20 protein-coding genes are annotated in these 20,153 nt (G+C 75.0%); 7 read left to right on the forward strand and 13 right to left on the reverse strand.

Annotation, left to right across the window (positions count from 1 at the left end; all coding sequences use genetic code 11):
• Positions 1-29: 29 nt before the first annotated feature.
• From ACIA5A_RS18520 to ACIA5A_RS18545, 6 genes are all read right to left on the reverse strand, one after another.
• A complete protein-coding gene (locus ACIA5A_RS18520) occupies positions 30-659 on the reverse strand; it encodes a uridine kinase (RefSeq protein WP_396763386.1) in 630 nt (209 codons plus the stop codon).
• A 96-nt stretch (positions 660-755) separates the two neighbouring features.
• Positions 756-1,361, reverse strand: a complete 606-nt coding sequence (locus ACIA5A_RS18525) for a winged helix-turn-helix domain-containing protein (protein WP_396763389.1) — start codon at positions 1,359-1,361, stop codon at positions 756-758.
• Positions 1,362-1,652: 291 nt separating this feature from the next.
• On the reverse strand, positions 1,653-2,243 hold the full coding sequence (locus ACIA5A_RS18530) for a winged helix-turn-helix domain-containing protein (RefSeq protein WP_396763392.1): 591 nt from the start codon (positions 2,241-2,243) through the stop codon (positions 1,653-1,655).
• A 52-nt stretch (positions 2,244-2,295) separates the two neighbouring features.
• Positions 2,296-2,787 (reverse strand): rhodanese-like domain-containing protein, encoded by a 492-nt coding sequence (locus tag ACIA5A_RS18535; protein ID WP_396763393.1) that lies wholly within the window; start codon positions 2,785-2,787, stop codon positions 2,296-2,298.
• Positions 2,788-2,837: 50 nt separating this feature from the next.
• Positions 2,838-3,290 carry a cysteine dioxygenase gene (locus ACIA5A_RS18540; protein ID WP_396763396.1) on the reverse strand — a complete coding sequence of 151 codons (453 nt, stop codon included), beginning with the start codon at positions 3,288-3,290 and terminating at the stop codon, positions 2,838-2,840.
• A 107-nt stretch (positions 3,291-3,397) separates the two neighbouring features.
• Positions 3,398-3,775: a signal peptidase I gene (locus ACIA5A_RS18545; RefSeq protein WP_396763399.1), complete on the reverse strand. Its 378-nt coding sequence runs from the start codon at positions 3,773-3,775 to the stop codon at positions 3,398-3,400.
• A 67-nt stretch (positions 3,776-3,842) separates the two neighbouring features.
• Here ACIA5A_RS18545 and ACIA5A_RS18550 point away from each other — a divergent pair, with 67 nt between their 5' ends.
• Together ACIA5A_RS18550 and ACIA5A_RS18555 are read left to right on the forward strand one after the other, a co-directional pair.
• Entirely contained in the window at positions 3,843-4,235 is a 393-nt protein-coding gene (locus ACIA5A_RS18550; protein WP_396763401.1) for an ankyrin repeat domain-containing protein, read from the forward strand.
• A 25-nt stretch (positions 4,236-4,260) separates the two neighbouring features.
• Entirely contained in the window at positions 4,261-5,235 is a 975-nt protein-coding gene (locus ACIA5A_RS18555) for a DUF3500 domain-containing protein (protein ID WP_396763404.1), read from the forward strand.
• On the opposite strand, the gene ACIA5A_RS18560 is transcribed toward ACIA5A_RS18555, so the two are convergent.
• The 7 genes from ACIA5A_RS18560 to ACIA5A_RS18590 all read right to left on the reverse strand — a co-directional run bounded on the left by ACIA5A_RS18560 (position 5,213) and on the right by ACIA5A_RS18590 (position 14,035).
• Positions 5,213-5,971 (reverse strand): class I SAM-dependent methyltransferase, encoded by a 759-nt coding sequence (locus ACIA5A_RS18560; protein WP_396763408.1) that lies wholly within the window; start codon positions 5,969-5,971, stop codon positions 5,213-5,215. The genes ACIA5A_RS18555 and ACIA5A_RS18560 overlap by 23 nt on opposite strands.
• 267 nt (positions 5,972-6,238) lie before the next feature.
• Positions 6,239-6,736: a DUF2231 domain-containing protein gene (locus ACIA5A_RS18565; RefSeq protein WP_396763411.1), complete on the reverse strand. Its 498-nt coding sequence runs from the start codon at positions 6,734-6,736 to the stop codon at positions 6,239-6,241.
• Positions 6,737-6,812: 76 nt separating this feature from the next.
• Entirely contained in the window at positions 6,813-7,529 is a 717-nt protein-coding gene (locus tag ACIA5A_RS18570) for a GAF and ANTAR domain-containing protein (protein WP_396763491.1), read from the reverse strand.
• A 208-nt stretch (positions 7,530-7,737) separates the two neighbouring features.
• A complete protein-coding gene (secA2, locus tag ACIA5A_RS18575; protein WP_396763413.1) occupies positions 7,738-10,032 on the reverse strand; it encodes an accessory Sec system translocase SecA2 in 2,295 nt (764 codons plus the stop codon).
• Positions 10,033-10,143: 111 nt separating this feature from the next.
• Entirely contained in the window at positions 10,144-11,889 is a 1,746-nt protein-coding gene (locus tag ACIA5A_RS18580) for an ABC transporter ATP-binding protein (RefSeq protein WP_396763416.1), read from the reverse strand.
• Positions 11,890-11,940: 51 nt separating this feature from the next.
• Positions 11,941-13,029 (reverse strand): zinc-binding alcohol dehydrogenase, encoded by a 1,089-nt coding sequence (locus ACIA5A_RS18585; protein ID WP_396763419.1) that lies wholly within the window; start codon positions 13,027-13,029, stop codon positions 11,941-11,943.
• Positions 13,022-14,035 (reverse strand): Gfo/Idh/MocA family protein, encoded by a 1,014-nt coding sequence (locus ACIA5A_RS18590; RefSeq protein ID WP_396763422.1) that lies wholly within the window; start codon positions 14,033-14,035, stop codon positions 13,022-13,024. Before ACIA5A_RS18590 ends, ACIA5A_RS18585 begins: the two co-directional genes overlap by 8 nt.
• A gap of 220 nt (positions 14,036-14,255) precedes the next feature.
• Here ACIA5A_RS18590 and ACIA5A_RS18595 point away from each other — a divergent pair, with 220 nt between their 5' ends.
• From ACIA5A_RS18595 to ctaD, 5 genes are all read left to right on the forward strand, one after another.
• Positions 14,256-15,236 (forward strand): glucosyl-3-phosphoglycerate synthase, encoded by a 981-nt coding sequence (locus ACIA5A_RS18595; RefSeq protein WP_396763494.1) that lies wholly within the window; start codon positions 14,256-14,258, stop codon positions 15,234-15,236.
• A gap of 28 nt (positions 15,237-15,264) precedes the next feature.
• Positions 15,265-16,419, forward strand: a complete 1,155-nt coding sequence (locus ACIA5A_RS18600) for a glycosyltransferase (RefSeq protein ID WP_396763497.1) — start codon at positions 15,265-15,267, stop codon at positions 16,417-16,419.
• 159 nt (positions 16,420-16,578) lie between these two features.
• The gene (locus ACIA5A_RS18605; protein ID WP_396763425.1) at positions 16,579-17,043 is read left to right on the forward strand and encodes a DUF4383 domain-containing protein; all 465 of its coding nucleotides are present in this window, start codon (positions 16,579-16,581) and stop codon (positions 17,041-17,043) included.
• Positions 17,044-17,154: 111 nt separating this feature from the next.
• A complete protein-coding gene (locus ACIA5A_RS18610; RefSeq protein WP_396763428.1) occupies positions 17,155-17,886 on the forward strand; it encodes an ATP-binding protein in 732 nt (243 codons plus the stop codon).
• Positions 17,887-17,974: 88 nt separating this feature from the next.
• Positions 17,975-19,978 carry a cytochrome c oxidase subunit I gene (gene ctaD / locus ACIA5A_RS18615; protein WP_396763431.1) on the forward strand — a complete coding sequence of 668 codons (2,004 nt, stop codon included), beginning with the start codon at positions 17,975-17,977 and terminating at the stop codon, positions 19,976-19,978.
• Positions 19,979-20,153 lie beyond the last annotated feature (175 nt).

Genomic DNA, 20,153 nt, shown 5'->3' on the forward strand with positions numbered 1-20,153 from the left:
GCACTTTCCGGTGAGTTCGTCCGGCCTGGTCAGGGCCGTTCCACGAGGGCCGGGTGGCGGGGGTCGTCGGCGCGCACCACCACGTCGGCGAAGGAGGCCGGGTCGACCTCGTCGGCGTAGCGGGCGAAGGCCGGCAGGGTCCAGCGCCGGGCCGGGTCCGTGCGCCGCTCCAGCGCCGCCGGGGAGAGCACCAGGTGGACGGTCAGGTCGAACGGCAGTGTGCCGCCGAGCAGCAGCGCGCCGCTGACCAGGACCACCCCGCCGGGCGGCAGGTCCCGGTAGGCGGCCCGGCTGGCCCGGTCGGCGTCGGCGTCCCACAGCGACGGCAGCAGCCGCCCGCTGCCGTGCGGGCCGGCCGGGTCGAGCACCTCGCGGCGCAGCCCGGGTTCGTCGAGCCAGCCCTCGTAGTAGGCGTCCGGGTTGGTGCGCCCCTGCTCCAGGCGCACCGAGGCGGGACGCAGGAAGTCGTCGGCCCGGACGTGCAGCGCCGGCCGGCCGGCGGCCCGCAGCGGGTCGACGAGGGCGTCGGCGAGGGCGTCCGGCGCGGCGGCCGGCGGGCCGTCGACGGCCACCCGCAGCCGGCCGGGCGTCTCGGCGTCGGCGAGACGCGCGGCCAGCTCGGCGACGAGCAGGTCGGGGCTGATCGGGCGGACGGCCATCCGACCATCCTGCCCGGCCGGTCGGGCCGGCTCACCTCGTGGTCGGGTCCGGGCGGTCGGGGCTCCGTCCGGCGGGCGGCCGAGGGCGGCGGGCGGTCAGCCGGTGCGGTCGATGGTCACCCGCGCGTCGTCGGCGAGCCGGTAGCCGACGCCGTAGACGGTGGTGACCAGCGGGACGTCCACGCCCACCTTGCCGCGCAGCCGGCGCACGTGCACGTCGACGGTGCGGACGCCGGCGTGTTCGTACCCCCAGACCGCGTTGAGCAGTTGCAGCCGGGTGAACACCCGGCGCGGGTGGGCGACCAGGTGCAGCAGCAGGTCGAACTCCAGCCGGGTCAGCGGCAGCGGCTCGCCGTCGCGCAGCACCGACCGGGAGGACGCCAGGATGTGCAGGGCCGGGATGGTCGGGGCGAGCGGGCGCGCCGGGGCGCGGCCGGCCGGCACCTCGGGCCGGCGGTCCACCGCCGCGGTGCCGGTGCTGACCACCGCGTCGCCTCGTTCGAGCAGCTCCCGCGCGGCGTCGAGAAGCCGACGGGCGGCCGGGACGAGCGACTCCTCACAGGCGAGCGGGATGTTCAGGGTCACCGTGAGCACGGGGGTGGCCGTGTTGGCGGGGCGACGCTGGCCGCCGGGCGGACGGCCGGGGACCGCGGGTTGGGACGTATGCCATCCGGCGCGCGACGAGGCGGGGCTGACCGACATGGTCCTCCTTGGCTGGTCCGGGTATCTCCCCACGGCCCGGGACGCCGCTTCATCGATGCTTCCCGGCGCTCGCGTGAGGGTCAAGGGGCCACTGCGTTGCATGAATGTGACAATTGACGAACGCATCGGAGCCGGGTGCTCGCTCTGCGTACGATGCTCGTTGATTAGAGCAGAGCGGCCGGACGAGGCGGCACCGGGGGTCCCCGGGCGGTTCACAATGGCGCCCCGAGGCGCGAACGTGAACGCGGCGTGCCCGGTCACCGGGCACGCCGCGGGTCGGCCGCGACCGGCTCAGGCGTCCCGGTCCACCTCGATCGGGGCGTCGTCGGCGAGCCGGTAGCCGACGCCGTACACGGTGGTCACCAGCGGCGTGTCCGGCCCGAACTTGGCGCGCAGCCGGCGCACGTGCACGTCCACGGTCCGGGCCACCGCGTGCTCGTAGCCCCAGACGTTCGCGAGCAGTTGCAGCCGGGTGAACACCCGGCGGGGATGCTCGGCGAGAAATAGCAGCAGGTCGTACTCGATGCGGGTCAGGCTGACCTCGACGCCGCCGTGCCGGACCCGGCGGGTGCCGGTGAGGATGCGCACGCCGCCGGGCTCCCCCGGCGGGGTCACCGGACGGGGCCCGGCCGGCGGCGCGGCGGGACGGCGCAGGTCCCGCACGGCCCGGACGGCCCGGCGCTCGTCCGGTCGGACCAGGCCCTCGCCGGTGGCGGCGAGCTCGTCCAGCAGGTCGACCAGCCGGGCCAGGCCGGGCGTCAGCGGGCCGGCGCCCAGGTCGAGCGTGATGGTCAGCGTCGGTGCGGTACGCGGCCGGGGCGGCAGCGTCCGGTCGGGACGGCCCGATCGGGCCGGACGGGTGTCGAGGGCGACGACGGACATGGGAGCCTCCTGTGCGGGCGGTCGCCCCGCCCCGCCGGGTGCGGCGGGACGGTCAGCGGAGCGCGCGGCCGGCGGTGACCGGGGGCGCGGTGGACGAGGGTCGGTGCGGCGGGGTGGGGCCGAGGGTGGGCAGGCCGGCGATGCGCCAGGCGGCGAAGCCGCCGACCACGTCGGTGGCCCTGGCCAGGCCGATGTCCTGCAACGCGGCGGCGGCCAGCGACGAGGTGTAGCCCTCCTGGCAGAGGACCACCACCGGCACGTCGTAGCCGACCGCCTGCGGCAGCCGGGCCGCGCAGCGCGGGTCGAAGCGCCACTCCAGGACGTTGCGCTCGACGGTGAGCGCGCCGGGCACGGTGCCGTGCGCGGCCCGCTGGCCGGCCGGGCGGATGTCGACGAGCAACGCGCCGCCCCGGCAGGCCAGGTGCGCCTGCTCCGGGTCGAGGCGACGCAGCCGGGCGCGGGCGGCGGCGAGGATCTCGTCGATGCCCCGCGAGCCGGGCGGGGGGACCGGACAGCTCTCGGCGGGGGCGGGGGTCTGCGCCATGGTGGCGTCCTTCCGTTCGGCGGGGATCAGGGTCGGGGCGGCCGCTCGGCTCACCACGCCACGCCGGCCTCGGCCACCTCGGCGACCCGCAGGCCACCGGCGTCGAGCAGGTAGCGGGTCATCCGGCGCAGCGCGGGGCGGTAGACGTGCACGCTGACCGCGGGCTCGTCGCCGCGGTTGGTGACCTGGTGCACGTGCCGGGCGCCGAAGCGCCGGCCGGCGCCCGCGGCGAGGCGGTGCGGGCGCAGCCGGCCACCGCTGACCGTCTCCTCGGTGAGCACACCGGCGACGACCCGGAAGGCGCCGGACGAGCCGCCGTGGTCGTGCAGGTCGGTGCCCTGCCCGGGCAGCCAGCTCAGCGCCCACACCTCGTGCGTGGCGTCGGCGTGCAGGCGCGCGTACCAGCGTTCGGACCGGTCGAAGCGCAGCGGCACCGGCCAGCCGGTCGGGTCGGCCCAACGGGCGGCGACGGCGAGCAGGTCGGTCGGGTCGGTGCTGGTCATCGGCGGGACGTCCTCACGGGTACGGAGCGGCGCGTGCCCCCGTACTTTAGACGGCAAACCCTATAGGTTTAGTAGGTAATACCAGATGCTGGGACGCGACTCGCGGGTCAGCGACGCACCGGCGGTTCCACCCGGTAGCCGGGCACGGACGGCCAGCGGACGGTCAGCACGGTGGACTCGCGCTCCGCGTACCAGGAGTGGTCCACGCCCCGCCCCCACACCACGTAGTCGCCGGGCGCGCGCAGCACCACCGTGCGGTCCGGCAACTCGACCCGGAACGCGCCGCTGATCAGCACCAGCAGCGCGGTACGCCGCTCACCGGTGGCCCACCGCGAGCGCGTCTCCCCCGCCGGGTGCACGCCCCACTTCACCTCGACCTCGGCGCTGTGCCGCACGTCGCCCGCCGGCTTGAAGTGCCCCAGCAGCCAGCCCGCGTCGGTCGCCCCGTCCACCGCCGCGTTGCCCACGTACACCCGGTCGTCCACATCCACCTCCCGTGCCGGCTGCGCAAGCTACCAGGCGCGACCGGCCGGCACGCCTTAACCTGGGCGGATGCCCGACGAACTGGACGCCGCGACGATCGACTTCGCCCACCGGATGTTCGACCTGGCGCGGGCCGGCGAGACCGCGGAACTGGCGGCCAACGTGGACGCCGGACTGCCGGTCAACCTCACCAACGCCAAGGGCGACACGCTGCTCATCCTGGCCGCCTACCACGCCCACCCGGAGACCGTGTCCGCGCTGCTCGCCCGCGGCGCGGATCCGGCCCGGGTCAACGACCGGGGGCAGACCGCGCTGGCGGCGGCCGTCTTCCGGCAGAACGCGGCAGCGGTGCGGGCCCTGCTCGACGCCGGCGCCGACCCGGACCACGGCGGCCCCTCGGCGGTCGAGACCGCCCGGTTCTTCGCGCTGCCCGAGATGCTGGCGCTGCTCGGCCGCGACTGACGCCCCGGGCGGGTATACAGGGTCGGTGGAGGATCCCGTACCCGAGCAGATGCGTGTCGCGGCCGGCGCGCTGCTGGCGGCGCTCGACGAACCGGCCCGCCGGCGGGCCCGGCACGACTTCGACGACGAGCCGGCGCGGCGGTGGCTGGAGTACCGGCCCCGCCCCCGACCCGGCGTCGCGGTCGCCGACCTCGACGTCGACGCCCGCAAGGCCGCCCACCGGCTGCTCGCCACCGCGCTCAGCCCGGCCGCCTACGCCCAGGCGATGGCGGTGGTGGCACTGGAGGAGGTGCTCGACCGGGCCGGGGGCTGGCGCCGCGGAAGGCACAGCGGCGACTACTGGGTGGCGGTCTTCGGCGACCCGACGCGCGACGACCGCTGGGCGTGGCGGTTCGAGGGCCACCACCTGTCGGTGAGCATGACCGTCGCCGACGACCGGGTCTCCCCCGCCCCGGTCTTCCTCGGGGCGAACCCGGCCACCGTCCGGCACGCCGGCCGGCCGGTGTCCCGGCCGCTGGGCCCGGAGGAGGACCTGGCCCGCGAGCTGCTGGCCGCGCTCGGTCCGGGCGGGCGGTCCGCCGCGATCGTCGCCGAGGAGGCGCCGGCCGACATCATCAGCGCCACCCGGGCGACCGCGCCCGACCGGCTCGACCCGCTCGGCGTGCCGCGCGGCCGGCTCGGACCGACCGGCCGCGCGCTGCTCGACCGCCTGGTCGCGCTCTACCTGGACCGGCTCCCCGCCGAGCTGGCCGCCCGGGAGGCCGACCGGCTCGACGGGGGCGAGTTGCACTTCGCCTGGGCCGGCCCGGTCGAGCCGGGGCGGCGGCACTACTACCGGGTGCAGGGCGACGACCTGCTGATCGAGTACGACAACACCACCGACGACGGCAACCACGCGCACACCGTGCTGCGCCGTCCCGCCGGTGACTTCGGCGCCGACGTGCTGGCCGCGCACCACGCCGCCGCGCACCGACCGGTCAGCGGCGACGGGCCTCGATGAGGAAGCGCCGGGCGTGGGCCACGAACCGGCCCTCGGCCCGGATCCGCTCGTCCAGCCGGCGCAGCGCGGCGCGGTGCCGGTCGACGGTGAAGCCGGGCACGGTCCAGACCACCTTCCGCAGGAACCACACCACCGCGCCGATGTCGAGGAAGACGGTACGCAGCGTGGCGCTGCGCAGGTCCACCACGGCAAGCCCGGCGGCCTCGGCGGCGGCGACCGCCCGCTCCGGGTGGCGGTGCTCCGGCGGCGGCAGCGGCCCGAGGACCGCCTCGCTGAGTTCCCGCACGGTGCCGGGGCCGATCTGCTGCGACAGGTAACTGCCGCCGGGGCGCAGCACCCTCGCCACCTCGTCCCACCAGGTGGCCACCGGGTGCCGGCTGACCACCAGGTCGAACGCGGCGTCCCGGAACGGCAGCGGGGGGCGTTCCCCGACCCGGACCACGTGGCCGCCGACCCGGCGCAGGTTGCGCCGGGCCACCGGCACGTTCGGCGGCCACGCCTCGGTGGCGACCAGCAACGGTGGCGGCGCGGGCGCCTCGGCAAGCACCTCGCCGCCGCCGGTGTCGATGTCGAGGGCGGCGTCGACGGCCGCCAGCCGGGCGCCGACGAGGCGCGCGTAGCCCCACGGCGGGCGCTCCTCGGTGGCCCGGCCGGCCAGCCAGGAGAAGTCCCACCCGTCGACCGGCGCGGCCTCCGCCTCGGCGACCAGCTCGTCGAACCCGCGATCGGTGACCATGCGCCGAGCCTGCCGCCGGACGGCGCCGGCCGGCAACGCGATTTCCGCGCCCGCCCGGCTGCCCACGTCTCGGGTCCACGTGCCACGGCCGGCCGCTTGCCGCGCCGGCCTCCGGAGCGGCCGGGTGGCGCTGAGACACCCACAGCGTTCCACTCGTGGACTCCGCGGGCGGTGGGTGGAACGTCATGGGTGTCGGCGAGGGCCTGAGACGCCCATGGCGTTCCACCGGCCGCCGCGACACGCCCGGCTGCGGTGCGCGGCGGACGGTCAGAACGGGCGCGGACGGACGATCTCGACGGTCGCGCCGGGGATCGTCTCCAGCCCGGTCGGCTCGGCGGCGCGGCGCCGGTCGGACTGCTGCATCAGCCGCGCGCCCAGCCCCACGCCGACCGCGCCCACGACCAGCGCGACCAGCTCGGTGGCGAGCTGGCCCCCGGTCGCGCCGCGCTGCGGCGCGTGCGCCCGGATCAGGCAGGTGAGCAGGAACATGGCCGCCATCACGGCGTTGACCAGGTTGAACGTGACGGCGGTCCGGTTGGCCCGGCCGATCCGCACGTCCCACAGGTCGACCAGCCCGGCCACCGTGGCGAGCCCGGCGGCCACCAGCGCGGCGACCGCCGTCCAGTAGCCCACCTCGCCGAGGAAGGCCGGGCCGCCGGCCACGTCGGCCAGGTCGAACACGGCGGCGCTGACGAAGAGCCCGAACGGGAACGTCACCAGCATCGGTTGGATGGGGTGCCCCTGCACCCGAAGTCGGCTCTCCATCGCGTACTCCCCACGTCGGCGCAGATCACCAGTCCAGGGTGCTACCCGAGGGCCCGTGGGGCGAAACGACTGTCGGTCAGTTGTCCCGGGGGCGGGAGACGGTGAGCACCAGCCGCTCGGCCACCTCGCGCAGCGGTATGTCCAACGAGGAGGCGGCACTGCGGAGCACGTCGAGGGCCTCCGGCGCCGGGCACCCCCGCTGCGTCATGATCACTCCGATCGCGTGCCCGACCGCCCCCTCGGCCAGCAGCGCGCCGTCGAGCTGACCGGCCCGGGCGGTCGCCCGCTCCCGGTCCCGAACCGCGGCGAGAAGCAGGCCGGCGTGCTCGGCCAACAGCATGGCGGTGAGCTGGTGACTCGGGGTGAGCGCCTCCGGGGACTGCGCGTACAGGTTGATCGCGCCGATGACCTGCTCGTCCACGTCGACCGGCGCGGAGATCACCCCGTGCACGCCAAGCGCGCGGGCACGCGCGTTCCAGACCGGCCACCGCGTCTCGTCGGCCAACCCGCCCGCAATGATCATCTCGCGGCGGCGGATGGCGCTCAGCGCCGGCGTGTCCGGGCCGTGCCGCAGGTCGTCCAGCTCGGCCCGGTGCGGGTCGGACGCGGCCACTCCGGCCGGCTCGCCGGCCCGCAGGGCGGTGAATCCGCAGGAGTCCACGCCGGGCACCGCGTCGCGGGCGATCCGGACCAGCCGGTCCAGCGCCTCGTCGAACCCTTCCACGGCGATCAGGCCGGCGGTCAGCTCGCGCAGCAGCGCGGCGGTCTCCAGCACACCCAGGTCGTCGGTCATCGGATGGCAGGTGTCGAGGTTCACCGCGCCGCGGCCTCCACCGCCCCCGCGCCCGTCCACGCGGTGTTCCCCTCCGGCGCCGTTGCCTGTCCCATGTCCGTCCTCCCTCTGGCCGAGCCTCGGCCTACTACCCTGCCTGACCGCCGTCGAAACCGCGCAAAAGGGCCCCTTCCGGCCGTGGCGACCGGAAGGGGCCCTCGCGATCGGGTCAGCGGGACCCGGAGATGAGCCGCCGCCCCACCGAGGCGATCAGCCGGTCCAGCTCCGAGCCGAACGGGTTGTCGTGCACCAGGTAGGTCCAGGTGGCGCTCGGCCGCACCAGCTTCGACGCGTCCGGCTCCCAGCCCTCGTCGAACTCGGTCTCCTCGAACGTGGCGATGGTCCGCGTCTCGATCTCGGGCATCAGCGCGTTGAACGCCGGCACCGCGCTGCGGTGGAACTCGTCCAGCGGGTCGAGCCGGCCCAGCGCCCGCAGGTGCACGCCCTCGCGCACCTCGGACAGCTCGGCCAGGTGCTCGGCCCAGAGCCGGTCCAGGTGGTAGAGAGCGATCTTTCGGGCCACGTCGGCGAGGAGGTCCTCGTCCATCTCGTTGGCCTTCTCCGGCACCCGCTCCAGCAGCATGAGCGCGGCGATGTCGGTGGTCAGCAGCCGCTCCCGCCGCTCGGCCAGGGCCTTGCGCTGCTGCTCGATCACGTGGCTGTAGCGCCAGGTGTTGCGGTGGATCTCGTGGTTGACGCCCTCGGCGACCCGCTGGGCGTGCTCCACCGCGTAGTCGACCTGCGCGTCGGTGACCAGGCCGTCGGCGTTCATCCGGGGCGACGCCGGAACCGTGTCGCCGGCGTGCCGGACCACCAGGTCGTCCTCCAGGCTGACGAAGAAGACCGACCCGCCCGGGTCGCCCTGCCGACCGGCCCGGCCCCGCAACTGGTCGTCGACCCGACGGCTGTCGTGCCGGCCGCTGCCGATCACGTAGAGGCCGCCCAGCTCGGCCACCCGCTCCCGGTCGGACTGGTCGCTGCCACCGAGCCGGATGTCCACGCCCCGGCCGGCCATCTGGGTGGAGACCGTCACCGCGCCGTACGCGCCGGCCTCGGCGATGATCCCCGCCTCCTCGTCGTCGTTCTTGGCGTTGAGCACCACGCACGGCACGCCGGCGGCCTGCAACGCGGTGGCCAGCCCCTCGGACTCCTTGACGTCGAGCGTGCCCACCAGCACCGGACGCCCCGCCTGGTGGCAGCGGGTGATCTCGTCGACCAGCGCCTCCTCCTTCTCGGCGCGGGTGGCGTAGATGCGGTCCGGCTCGTCCTCCCGGACGCACGGGGTGTTCGGCGGGATCACCGCGACCTCGAGGCCGAAGAACTCCCGCAACTGGTCGCCGACGAGCACCGCGGTCGCGGTCATCCCGCAGACCGTCGGGTAGAGCGCGATGAAGGCCTGGACGGTGACGGTGCCCAGCACCTCGCCCTCGGCGGTGGCGTCCAGCCCCTCCTTCGCCTCGACCGCGGCCTGCAGCCCGTCCGGCCAGCGGCGACGCTGGGCGACCCGCCCGCGCATCTCGTCGATCAGCTCGACCGAGTCGTCCCGGACGATGTAGTCGACGTCGCGGTGCAGCAGGGCGTGCGCGTGCAGCGCCACGTTCACCGCGGAGAGCTGCCCGACGTGCTCGGCGTCGTAGAGGTCGATGCCGCCCAGCTTGGCCTCGACCGTGGCCAGGCCCAGCGAGGTGAAGGCGACGCTGCGGCCGTCCTCGGCGACGGTGTAGTGCTTGCCCTTGCGCAGGCCGCGCACCAGCGCGGCGGCGGCGTGCACCGGATCCTGCTCGCCCGGCACCGCGCCGGCGAGCACCATCGGCACCCGCGCCTCGTCGATGAGGATCGAGTCGGCCTCGTCCACGATCGCGGTCCGCAGCGGCGGCTGCACCCGGTCGGCCAGGTCGGTGGCGAGCTGGTCGCGCAGGTAGTCGAAGCCGGCCTCGCTGACCGCGACGTAGGTGACGTCGCAGCCGTAGGCGGCGCGCCGCTCCTGCGGCGTGGACGCCTCGTTGACCCACCCGACGGTGAGCCCGAGCAGGGTGTAGACCGGCTCCATCCACTCCGCGTCGCGGCGGGCCAGGTAGTCGTTGACGGTGAGCACGTGCACCGGCCCGTTGCCCAGCCGCACGTGCCCGTACGCGGCGACGGTCGCGGTGAGCGTCTTGCCCTCACCGGTGGCCATCTCGGCGACCTTGCCGGAGAGCAGCGCCATCGCGCCGAGCAGCTGCACGTCGTAGGGGCGCTGGTCGAGCCCGCGGCGGGCCGCCTCGCGCCCGATCGCGCAGATCTCCTCGTACTTCTCGGCCCGGCCGGCGGCCTCGGTCAGCTCGGCGTCGGAGAGCTGCTCCAGCTCGGCCTCCCGGGCCTCGATCGCCGGCAGCAGCTTCTCCAGCGGAGCCAGGTCGACCGTCGTCCCCGGGCGCTGGAGGAACCGGCGGAACCTGGTCTTCATCCGTTGCGACACACCCATGAGCCGCAACGGTACGCGAACCGCAGCCGATTGTGACCCCCGCCCGGCACGGCCGTCGGCGCGTGTCCGGGTTTCGTCCCGTCCCCACCGGTCCGGGCCGGTCCGGGCGGATCAGGCCACGAGCAGTTGGTGGGTGGCCAGCTCCCGGTAGAGCGGGCTGGTGGTGGTCAGCTCGTCGTGCGTGCCGACCGCCACCACCCGGCCGCCGTCGAGCACCACGATCTGGTCGGCGTCCACCACGGTGGAGAGGCGGTGCGCCACGATCACCAGCGTGCGGCGCACCGACACCGCGTCGATCGCCCGGCGCAGCGCCGCCTCGTTGCGCGCGTCGAGGTTGCTCGTCGGCTCGTCGAGCAGCAGCACCGGCGGCCCGGCCAGCAGCGCCCGGGCGATGGCCAGGCGCTGCCGCTCCCCGCCGGAGAGCAGGACGCCGCCCTCCCCCACCTGCACGTCCAGCCCGTCGGCGGTCCGGTCGGCCAGGTGGCTCAGGTTCACCTCGTCGAGCACGGCGCGCAGCCGGGCGTCGTCGGCGTCGGGCGCGGTGATCAGCAGGTTGTCGCGCAGCGTGCCGGCGAGCACCGGCGCCTCCTGCTCGACGTAGCCGAGCCGGGCGCGCAGCGCGTCGCGGGGCAACTCCCGCACGTCCACGCCGTCCAGGCGCACCGCGCCCTCGTCCACCTCGTAGAAGCGCTCGACGAGCGCCAGCAGCGTGGACTTGCCGGCGCCGGACGGCCCGACGAGCGCGGTCCGGGTGCCGGCCGGCACGGTGAAGCTGACCTCGCGCAGCACCGGCGGACCGCCGGGGTAGCCGAAGCCGACCCGGTCGAACTCGACCCGCGCCGGCACGCCGGCGGCCGGCGGGACCGCAGCGGCCGGCGCGTCGCCGGTCTCCTCGTCGGGCACGGCGAGGATCTCCTCGATCCGGGCCAGCGCGCCCAGTCCGGTCTGCAACTGGGTGTACGCGTGCACCGCCTGGCCCAGCGGCAGCACCAGGAAGAACAGGAACATCACGAACGCGACCAGGTCGCCGACGCTTATCGCCCCCGACGCCACCCGGGCCCCGCCCACGGCCAGCACCAGCAGGAACGCGCCCTGCAGGGTGACCGTGCTGGCCGGGCCGACCACCGCCTCGGCCCGGGCCACGCCCAGCCCCGCCCGGTACGCCGCGGTCGCGCTCGCCACCACCGTGTCGGTCTCCCGGCCCTCGGCGCGGCTGGCCCGGATGGTCCGGGCCGCGGAGATGGCCCGCTCGACCGCCGAGGTCATCTCGCCGACGCGTTCCTGGGCGCGACGGGCCAGCCCGCGCACCCGGCGCGCGACGGTGACCGCGAAGACCACGCCGACCGCGACCGCGGCCAGCGTCACGCCGAACAGCAGCGGGTCCAGCAGCAGCATCGCGGTGCCGGCGCCGAGGACCATCACCGCCCCGGTGACGGTCTCGAAGAGACCGGACGTGACCACCGCCCGCAGCAGGGTGGTGTCGGCACCCACCCGGGACAGCAGGTCGCCGGTGCGGCGCCTGTCGTACTCGACGATCGGCAGCCGCAGCAGGTGCCCGGCCAGCCGGCGACGGACGCCCAGGACGAGCCCTTCGGCGGTGCGTTGCAGCAGGTAGTCGCGGATCCCGCCGAGCAGGGCGCCGGCCACCACCAGGGCGACCAGCCCGGCCACCAGCCCGGCGGCCGGGCGGTCGGCGGTGATCCGATCCAGCACGGTGCGGGTGAGCAGCGGCTGGGCGAGCGCGGCGGCGGACCCGGCGAGCGACAGCGCGCCCACCGCGACCAGGGTGCCGCGGTGGGCGCGCAGGTAGGGCAGCAGCGCGGCGAGCCCCGGTGCGGGGCCGGCTTCGGCGGTCATGACCGAACCGTAGCCGGGCGCCGCACCGGCTCGCCGGGTGGCCGCGCCGGATCAGGCGGTGAGCACCACCTGGAGCTCCGACCGGCGTCGCTCGGCCAGGTCGGTGAGCAGGGCGGGCGCCTCGTCCAGCGGCGCGACCGCGGAGACCAGGTGCTTGCGGATCTGGTCGCCGTACTGGCGCAGCAGCTCCACCGTCTCGGCGGAGAGCCGTTCCCGGTCCCAGGTCGGGGCGAGCCCGCGCGGCACCCGCCCGATCTGCGCGCAGCGCAGCGACAGCCCGTTGTGGTGGAACTCCTCGCCGAGCCGGACCGCGTCCGCGCCGCCCTGGTAGAAGGCCAGGTCGACCACCGTGCCCTGGGGCCGGAGCAGGCGCAGCGCGAGCTGCAACGCCCAGTCCTGGCCCCGGCACTGGAAGACCACGTCCGCGCCCCGGTCGCCGGCGGCGTGGTTCCACCGGGTCTTGAGCACCACCGCCGGGTCGTCCGCCTCCGGGTCGAGCGTCTCCAGGCCGAACGCCTCGGCCACCTGCCGCCGCGCCGGGGTGGGGTCCACCACGACCACCGAGGCGGCGCCGTGCCGGCGGGCGAACAGGGCGGTGAGCAGCGCGACCACGCCGCTTCCGACCACCGCCACCCGCCGTCCCCGGACGCCGTCGCCGAGGGTACGCACGTCGGCGCCGCACAGGTCGGCCGCGGCGTGCAGCAGCCCGTTGGCACAGATCGGTCCCATGTGCGCGACGTAGACGCCGAGCAGCGGGTCGAGGTCGTCGGGCAGCGGCACGAACCGCTCCGCGACCGGGTCGGCGACCCAGCCGCTGCGGTGGCCGTAAGTCATCGCGCCGACCGTGCCCACCGCGATCGCCGGCGTGCGGCTCTCCACCACCCGCCCGACCTGCATGTAGCCGAGCCGGGTGACCGGGTAGGGCGTGCTCGCCCCACCGGGCCGGAACAGCCCGAGGCCGGCGTCCCAGGTGACGTGCAGGTAGGGGTTGGTGCCCTTGACGAAGCTCAGCTCGGTGCCGGCGGACACCCCGCTGTAGAGCGTCTCCACCCGGAACATGCCGTCGCGCAGCTCGGCCGCGTCCTGCTCGACCAGCTCGACCCGGCCGGGCCCGCTGACCACCACCACCCGGTCACGCATCGACGGTCATCCCCGCGTCGGCCACCGCGGTCGTGGGCCGGGCCGCCGGGCCGGTCGGCAGCGCCACCGGGCGCCCGGTCCGCGCCGACTCGGCCACCGCGAGCGCGAGCCGCTGGGTCCGCAGCGCCTCGGCGTACGGGACCCGCACGTCGTCGCCGACGCCGCGCACCGCGTCGACGAAGGCCCGGTCGACGGCGACCCGGGCGGCGTCCGGATCGGCGGGCAGGTGGCGCTCGCCGTCGGCGTCGCGGATCGTCAGGCCGTCCTCGGCCAGCGACAGCGCCAACCCGTCGGCGAGGATCTCCAGGCCGGCCCGGTGCTTCCAGGTGAGCACGCAGGCCGCGGCGAGCGTGCCCACCGCCCCGGAGGCGAACCGCAGCGTCGCGGCGGTCACCGAGTCGATGTCGGCGCCGTCGACCGGAGGCGGCGTCCCGTCGCCGTACGCGGTCACCTCGGTGACCTCGCCGACCAGCAGCCGGACCAGGTCGAGCACGTGGGCGGCCTGTTCCACCACCGGGCCGCCGGAGCGGTCCCGCCGGGCCCACCAGGCGACCGGGGGCACCTTGTCCAGCCAGGCGCCGTTGACCATCCGCACCGGACGGTCGGCGAGCAGCCGCCGCGCCTCCTCCACCACGTGCAGGTAACGCCAGTGGTGCCCGACGCCGGTGCGCAGCCCGGCCCGCTCCACCAGGCCGGCGATCCGCTCGGCCGTCTCCAGGTCGACCGCCACCGGCTTCTCCACGAACATCGGCACCCCGGCGGCGACCACCGCCTCCTCGGCCGGGCCGTGGGCGAACGGCGGCACGCACACGTAGACCGCGTCCGGGCCGGCGGCGAGCATCTCGGCCACGTCGGAGAAGACCCGACCGCCGTACGTGTCGGCGAGCGCCCGCGCCGCCTCCGGCGCCACGTCGGTCACGCCGAGCAGTTCCACGTCCTCGAAGCCCGTGAGCACGCGGGCGTGGCGTTGCGCCACCCCGCCGGCCCCGACCAGTCCCACCCGCATCCGACCGCCCTCTCACCGTGACTGACAAACTGCGCACAGCACTCCCCCCGGCGCTGGCGCGGCAAACGCGACCCCGCGCGCAACGTGACGTTCATCCCCGTGATCACACCGTTGGGCAGGATCGGTTAGCGCGGGTTCCGAACTGGGAAACAATCACTTGCGATTCCGCAACTAATGGGGGGTGCCCGTGCGGGAATCAGATTCGACCGTCTCACCGGTGGTGGAGGCGTGGGCCACGTACCGCACCAGTGCGGCCGACGACTGGCCGGCCGACCGGCTGGTGCGGGCCAAGGGAACCAGCCGGGTCAGCGTGGTGCTGCCGGCGCGGAACGAGGAGGCCACGGTCGGCGCGATCGTGTCGACGATCCGTGAGCATCTGATGGACCGAATGTCACTGGTCGACGAGCTGATCGTGGTGGACTCGCGGTCCACCGACCGGACCGCGCAGGTGGCCCGCGCGGCCGGCGCCGAGGTGGTGGGGCAGGACGCGATGACCCGCGGGCTGCCGCGACTGACCGGCAAGGGCGACGCGCTCTGGGCCGGGCTGGCCGCCGCCGAGGGGGACGTCGTCGCGTTCATCGACGCCGACCTGCGCGAGTTCCGGCCGCACTTCGTCACCGGCCTGCTCGGGCCGCTGCTCACCGACCCGGGCGTGGAGTTCGTCAAGGGCTTCTACCACCGCCCGCTTGTCGGCGCGACCGGCGTGGAGCCCGACGGCGGCGGGCGGGTGACGGAGCTGATGGCCCGGCCGCTGCTCAACCTGTTCTGGCCGGAGCTGGCCGGCTTCGTGCAGCCGCTGGCCGGCGAGTACGCCGGCCGTCGCGAGGTGCTGGAGCGGGTGCCGTTCGTCACCGGGTACGGCGTCGAGACGGCGATGCTCATCGACCTGCTGGAGCTGGTCGGACTGGACGCGCTGGCCCAGGTCGACCTGGGCGAGCGCAAGCACCGGCACCAGGACACCGCCGCGCTGGGCCGGATGTCGGCGCAGATCATGCTGACCGCCTGGTCGCGGCTGCAGCGGCGCGGCTGGGCCGCGCCCGGCACCACCCCGACGCCGTTGCTGACCCAGTTCCGCCGGGGCGGCTCGGAGGCGCTGCCCAACCTGGACCGGGAGATCGTGGTCAACGACGTCTCGGTCGAGGAACGTCCGCCGCTGGCCGAGCTGCGCCACCGCATCCCCCGGCGGCGGGTCGCCGCATGAGAACCACCTTCGAGAGATGGGGCAGCGCATGACGCTCACCGTGCTGATGAACGCCGGCCCGTGGCTGTCCGTGCCGCCGCCGGGCTACGGCGGGATCGAGAACGTGATCGCCACGCTGGTGCCGGAGCTGCGCCGGCTCGGCGTCCGGGTGGTGCTCGCCTCGGTGGAGAGCAGCACCCTGCCTGTCGACGAGCGGATCGCGGTCTTCCCGGACGGCCAGTTCGCCGCCCTGCAACGGCCGTACAACCAGGTCTGCGGCGTGTCCCAGGCGCACCTGGCCGGCGTGGTCCGGGCGCTGCACGCCCGTGACGACGTCGACCTGGTGCACGACCACGTGGAGGCGGTCGGGCTGGCCACCCTCGCCGCGATGGGCCCGGACGCGCCGCCGGTGCTGCACACCCTGCACTGGGACCTGGCCAAGCACCCGGAGCTGTACGGCAACCTGGACGGTGGCGACCGGGTCCGGGTCAACGGGGTGTCCGCCTCGCAACTGGCCAGGGCGCCGCGCGCGCTGCGGGAGCACTCGGTCGGCCACGTGCACCTGTCCACCCCGCTGGCGGTCGACGCGGACCGCCGGCCGGCGGTGGCGAAGGGCGAGCACGCGGTGATCCTCGGCCGGATCAACCCGGGCAAGGGGCAGGACCTGGGCGCCCGCCTCGCCCACCGGGTCGGTTTCCCGCTGGTGCTGGCCGGCCCGGTCGGCCCGTACCACCGGCCGGAGGACCTGGCCGCGGCCGGCGACGAGGCCCGGCAGAACCCGGACGTCCGGTTCTTCCACGAGCAGGTCGCCCCGTACGTCGACGGTGACCTGGTGCGTTGGGTGGGCACGGTGGCCGGGCAGGAGCGCGACGACCTGGTCGCCTCGGCGCGCGTGTCGCTGTTCCCGCTGCGCTGGGAGGAGCCGGGCGGCACGGCGGTGGTGGAGTCGTTGTCGCTGGGCACGCCGGTGGTGGCCACCGCCCGTGGCTGCCTGCCGGAGCTGATCGAGCACGGCCGCACCGGCCTGCTCACCACCGACGAGGAGGAGCTGGGCGAGCTGGTGCTCGCCGGCGGCCTGCTGGAGGCCGGCGAGTGCCGGCGGGAGGCGGCCGAGCGGTTCACCCCGGCCCGGATGGCCGAGCGGTACGTGGAGCTGTACGACCGGGTCCGCCGGGGCGCCGCGAGGCCGTTGCAGCTCGCCTGACCGGGAGTACGCCGGCCCGGCCGCCCCACCCGGCCGGGCCCGCGCACGTCCGGCGCCGGCGCACGTCCGGGGCCGACGGCCGCCCGCGCCGACCCGGCGGCGGTTTGCCGGCGACGAGCCCGGGAAACCGGCGGTCTCCACGGTGGCGAGGAGACCGGCGTGACGAACTCGACGGCGCACTCCCGGGCGCGGCGCAATCCGGCCGACGGGCGGTCACCGGTGCGCCGGGCCGCCTCCGGCGTCGCCGTGCTCCTGCTGCTGCTCGGCGTGCTCGGCTTCGTGCCCGGCATCACCAGCCCCTACGCCGACCTGCGGTTCGCCGACCCCGGCTCGGGCGCCCGGCTGTTCGGGCTGTTCCAGGTCTCGGCGCTGCACAACCTCGTCCACCTGGCCCTCGGCGCGGCCGGCCTGGCGCTGGCCCGCACCGTCGCCGGCGCCCGCGCGTTCCTGCTCGGCGGCGGCGCGGTCTATCTGGTGCTCTGGCTCTTCGGCCTGGCCGTTGACCGGCGCAGCGCGGCGAACGTGCTGGCGGTCGACCCCTCCGACGTCTGGCTGCACCTGCTGCTCGGCGGCGCCATGCTGGCCCTGGGGCTGTTCGCCGGGCGTCGCGAGCACCGCGGCTGAACCGGGCGGAGCGACACCGGTCGGGGAGCGGGACGCGCCCGGTGGCCGGTTTCGGTGCTCCGGGGGCCGGGTACGTCGGTAGTCCTCCCGACGAGTTGAAACGAGGGCCCGATGTCGACCCGGATCAGGTGCGAGGTCCGTGACGAGTCCCCGGTCACCGTCGTCCGGCTGTCCGGCGCGCTCGACCTGGGGACCACCCGCGCGGTGCACGAGGTGCTGGACCGGTGCCTGGCCGCGCAGCCGGACGCGCTCGTGGTCGACCTGGAGGACGTCGACGTGGTCGAGCCGCTGGCACTCTCCGTCTTCGCCGCCGCCTGCCGGCGCGCCGACGACTGGCCGGCGGTCCCGCTGGTGCTCTCCGCCCCGCCGCGGGACGCGGCGGCCTGGCTGAACGAGACCACCGCCTGCCGGGTGGTGCCGGTGCGCCGGGACTGCGCCGAGGCCACCGCGCTGGCCGGCACCGCCGCCGCGCCCCGGGTGCGGGAGCGCCTGGAGCCGGTCGCGGGGGCCTGCCGCCGGGCCCGGGAGCTGGTCACCGAGGCGTGCGGCAGGTGGAACGTGCCGGAACTCGTCGGTCCGGCCTCGCTGGTGCTCAGCGAGCTGGTCGGCAACGTGGTCCGACACGCCGGCACGCCCATGCAGGTCACGTTGACGCTGCGCCGGCCGTACCTGCGGGTGGCGGTGATGGACGGCAGCCCGGCCGACGCGCGGGCCGCGACCGGCCGCGACCTGGCGGCCGAGGGCGGTCGCGGGTTGATGCTGGTGCGGGAGCTGACCCAGCGTTGGGGCAGCACGCCGGTCGGCGCCGGCAAGGTCGTCTGGGCCATGCTCCCGGCGAACTGACCGAATTCTCCGCTCTCGCCTGGTTTCATGGGCAGAGGGGACGGGTACGCGCGCCCGTCCTGTCTGTCGTCACACAAGGTGAGATGCCATGCCCAAGCGAGTAGTCACGGATCCGGCACACGACCGGGGGCCCGCGATCCTCGCGCCGGCCCGGTTCGGCGGTTATCCCGGCCCGGTCCGGGAGGCGACGCACGGCAACTCGCTGTGGCGGCTGCTGCGGACCACCGACGCCAAGGTCATCGGCCTGCTCTATCTGGGCACGTCGTTCGCGTACTTCATCATCGGCGGGTTCATGGCGATGCTCATCCGGGCAGAGCTGGCGCGACCCGGGATGCAACTGCTCTCCCCGGAGCAGTACAACCAGATGTTCACCATGCACGGCACGATCATGCTGCTGCTGTTCGCGACGCCGATGGTGTTCGGGTTCGGCAACTACCTGGTGCCGTTGCAGATCGGCGCGCCGGACGTGGCCTTCCCCCGGCTCAACGCGTTCGCCTACTGGCTGTACTTCTTCGGCGCCGCGATCACGGTCGGCGGCTTCTTCACGCCGCAGGGCTCGGCCGACTTCGGCTGGACCGCGTACACCCCGTTGAGCGAGGCGCAGCACTCCCCCGGCGTGGGCGCGAACATGTGGGTGGTGGGCCTGGCCATCTCCGGTCTGGGCACGATCCTCGGCGCGGTCAACATGATCACCACGGTGCTGACCCTGCGCGCGCCCGGCATGACGCTGTTCCGGATGCCGATCTTCACCTGGAACCTGCTGCTCACCAGCCTCCTGGTGATCTTCGTGTTCCCGCTGCTGGCCGCCGCGCTGTTCGCGCTCGCCTCGGACCGGATCCTGCACTCGCACGTCTACGACCCGACGACCGGCGGGCCGATGCTGTGGCAGCACCTGTTCTGGTTCTTCGGCCATCCCGAGGTCTACATCATCGCGTTGCCGTTCTTCGGCATCATCACCGAGATCATCCCGGTCTTCTCCCGCAAGCCGATCTTCGGCTACACCGGGCTGGTGCTGGCCACGCTCGCCATCACGGTGCTGTCCATGGCGGTCTGGGCGCACCACATGTTCGCCACCGGCCAGGTGCTGCTGCCGTTCTTCAGCATCCTCAGCTATCTGATCGCGGTGCCGACCGGGGTGAAGTTCTTCAACTGGATCGGCACCATGTGGAAGGGGCAGCTGACGTTCGAGACGCCGATGCTGTTCGCCGTCGGCTTCCTGGTCACGTTCCTGCTCGGCGGCCTGACCGGGGTGCTGCTGGCCAGCCCGCCTGTCGACTTCCATGTCACCGACTCCTACTTCGTGGTGGCGCACTTCCACTACGTGCTCTTCGGCACCATCGTGTTCGCGGCGTTCGGCGGCATCTACTTCTGGTTCCCCAAGATGACCGGCCGGCTGCTCGACGAGCGGCTGGGCAAGATGCACTTCTGGACCATGTTCGTCGGCTTCCACGCCACGTTCCTGGTCCAGCACTGGCTCGGCGCCGAGGGCATGCCCCGCCGGTACGCCGACTACCTTCCCAGCGACGGCTTCACGGGGCTGAACGAGATCTCCAGCATCGGGTCGTTCATCCTCGGCGCGTCCACGCTGTTCTTCATCTACAACGTGTGGAAGTCCTGGCGGTACGGCGCGATGGTCACCGTGGACGACCCGTGGGGCTTCGGCAACTCGCTGGAGTGGGCCACCACCTGCCCGCCGCCGCTGCGCAACTTCGACCGGATGCCCCGGATCCGCTCCGAGCGCCCCGCGTTCGACGCCAAGTACGGCCCGCTCGTCTCCGATCTCGGCCGGGACCTGCCGCAACGCACCACGAAGCCGCCGCAGCGCCTCAGCGAGGAGTTCCACCACGTCGCCCGGACGCCGGAGTCACCGGCCGCCGAGGGCGCCCACGGCGCCCGCGAGGCGGTGGAGTACCAGCCGGCGCCGCAGTCCGGCGCCCGGCCGGTGGACGTGCCGGAGCCGGAGCAGGTGCGCCGGCCCAGCTTCGAGGAGACCGACGAGCCGGAGGAGACGATCCTCGGCGCCGAGCGCGAGGAGCAGCCCAACGACCGCTGGCGACACCCCCGCGGCCACGGCGACACCCCGGAGAACTGAAAGGCGGGGCCCCCGCTTAACGCCTCGGGCATAGGAGGGGGCCCCGCTTAACACCGCGCCGCCAGCCGCCGCGCGCCGCGGGCCCGCCCGCCCCCCGTGGGGCCGGCCGGCCGCGGCCGGAAGGGGGGGGAAGCGGCGGCGGGCCGGCCCGCCGCGGCGCCCGCGCGGCGGGACC

The organism is Micromonospora sp. NPDC051300 (assembly GCF_044455315.1).
GTDB classification, from domain to species: domain Bacteria; phylum Actinomycetota; class Actinomycetes; order Mycobacteriales; family Micromonosporaceae; genus Micromonospora; species Micromonospora robiginosa.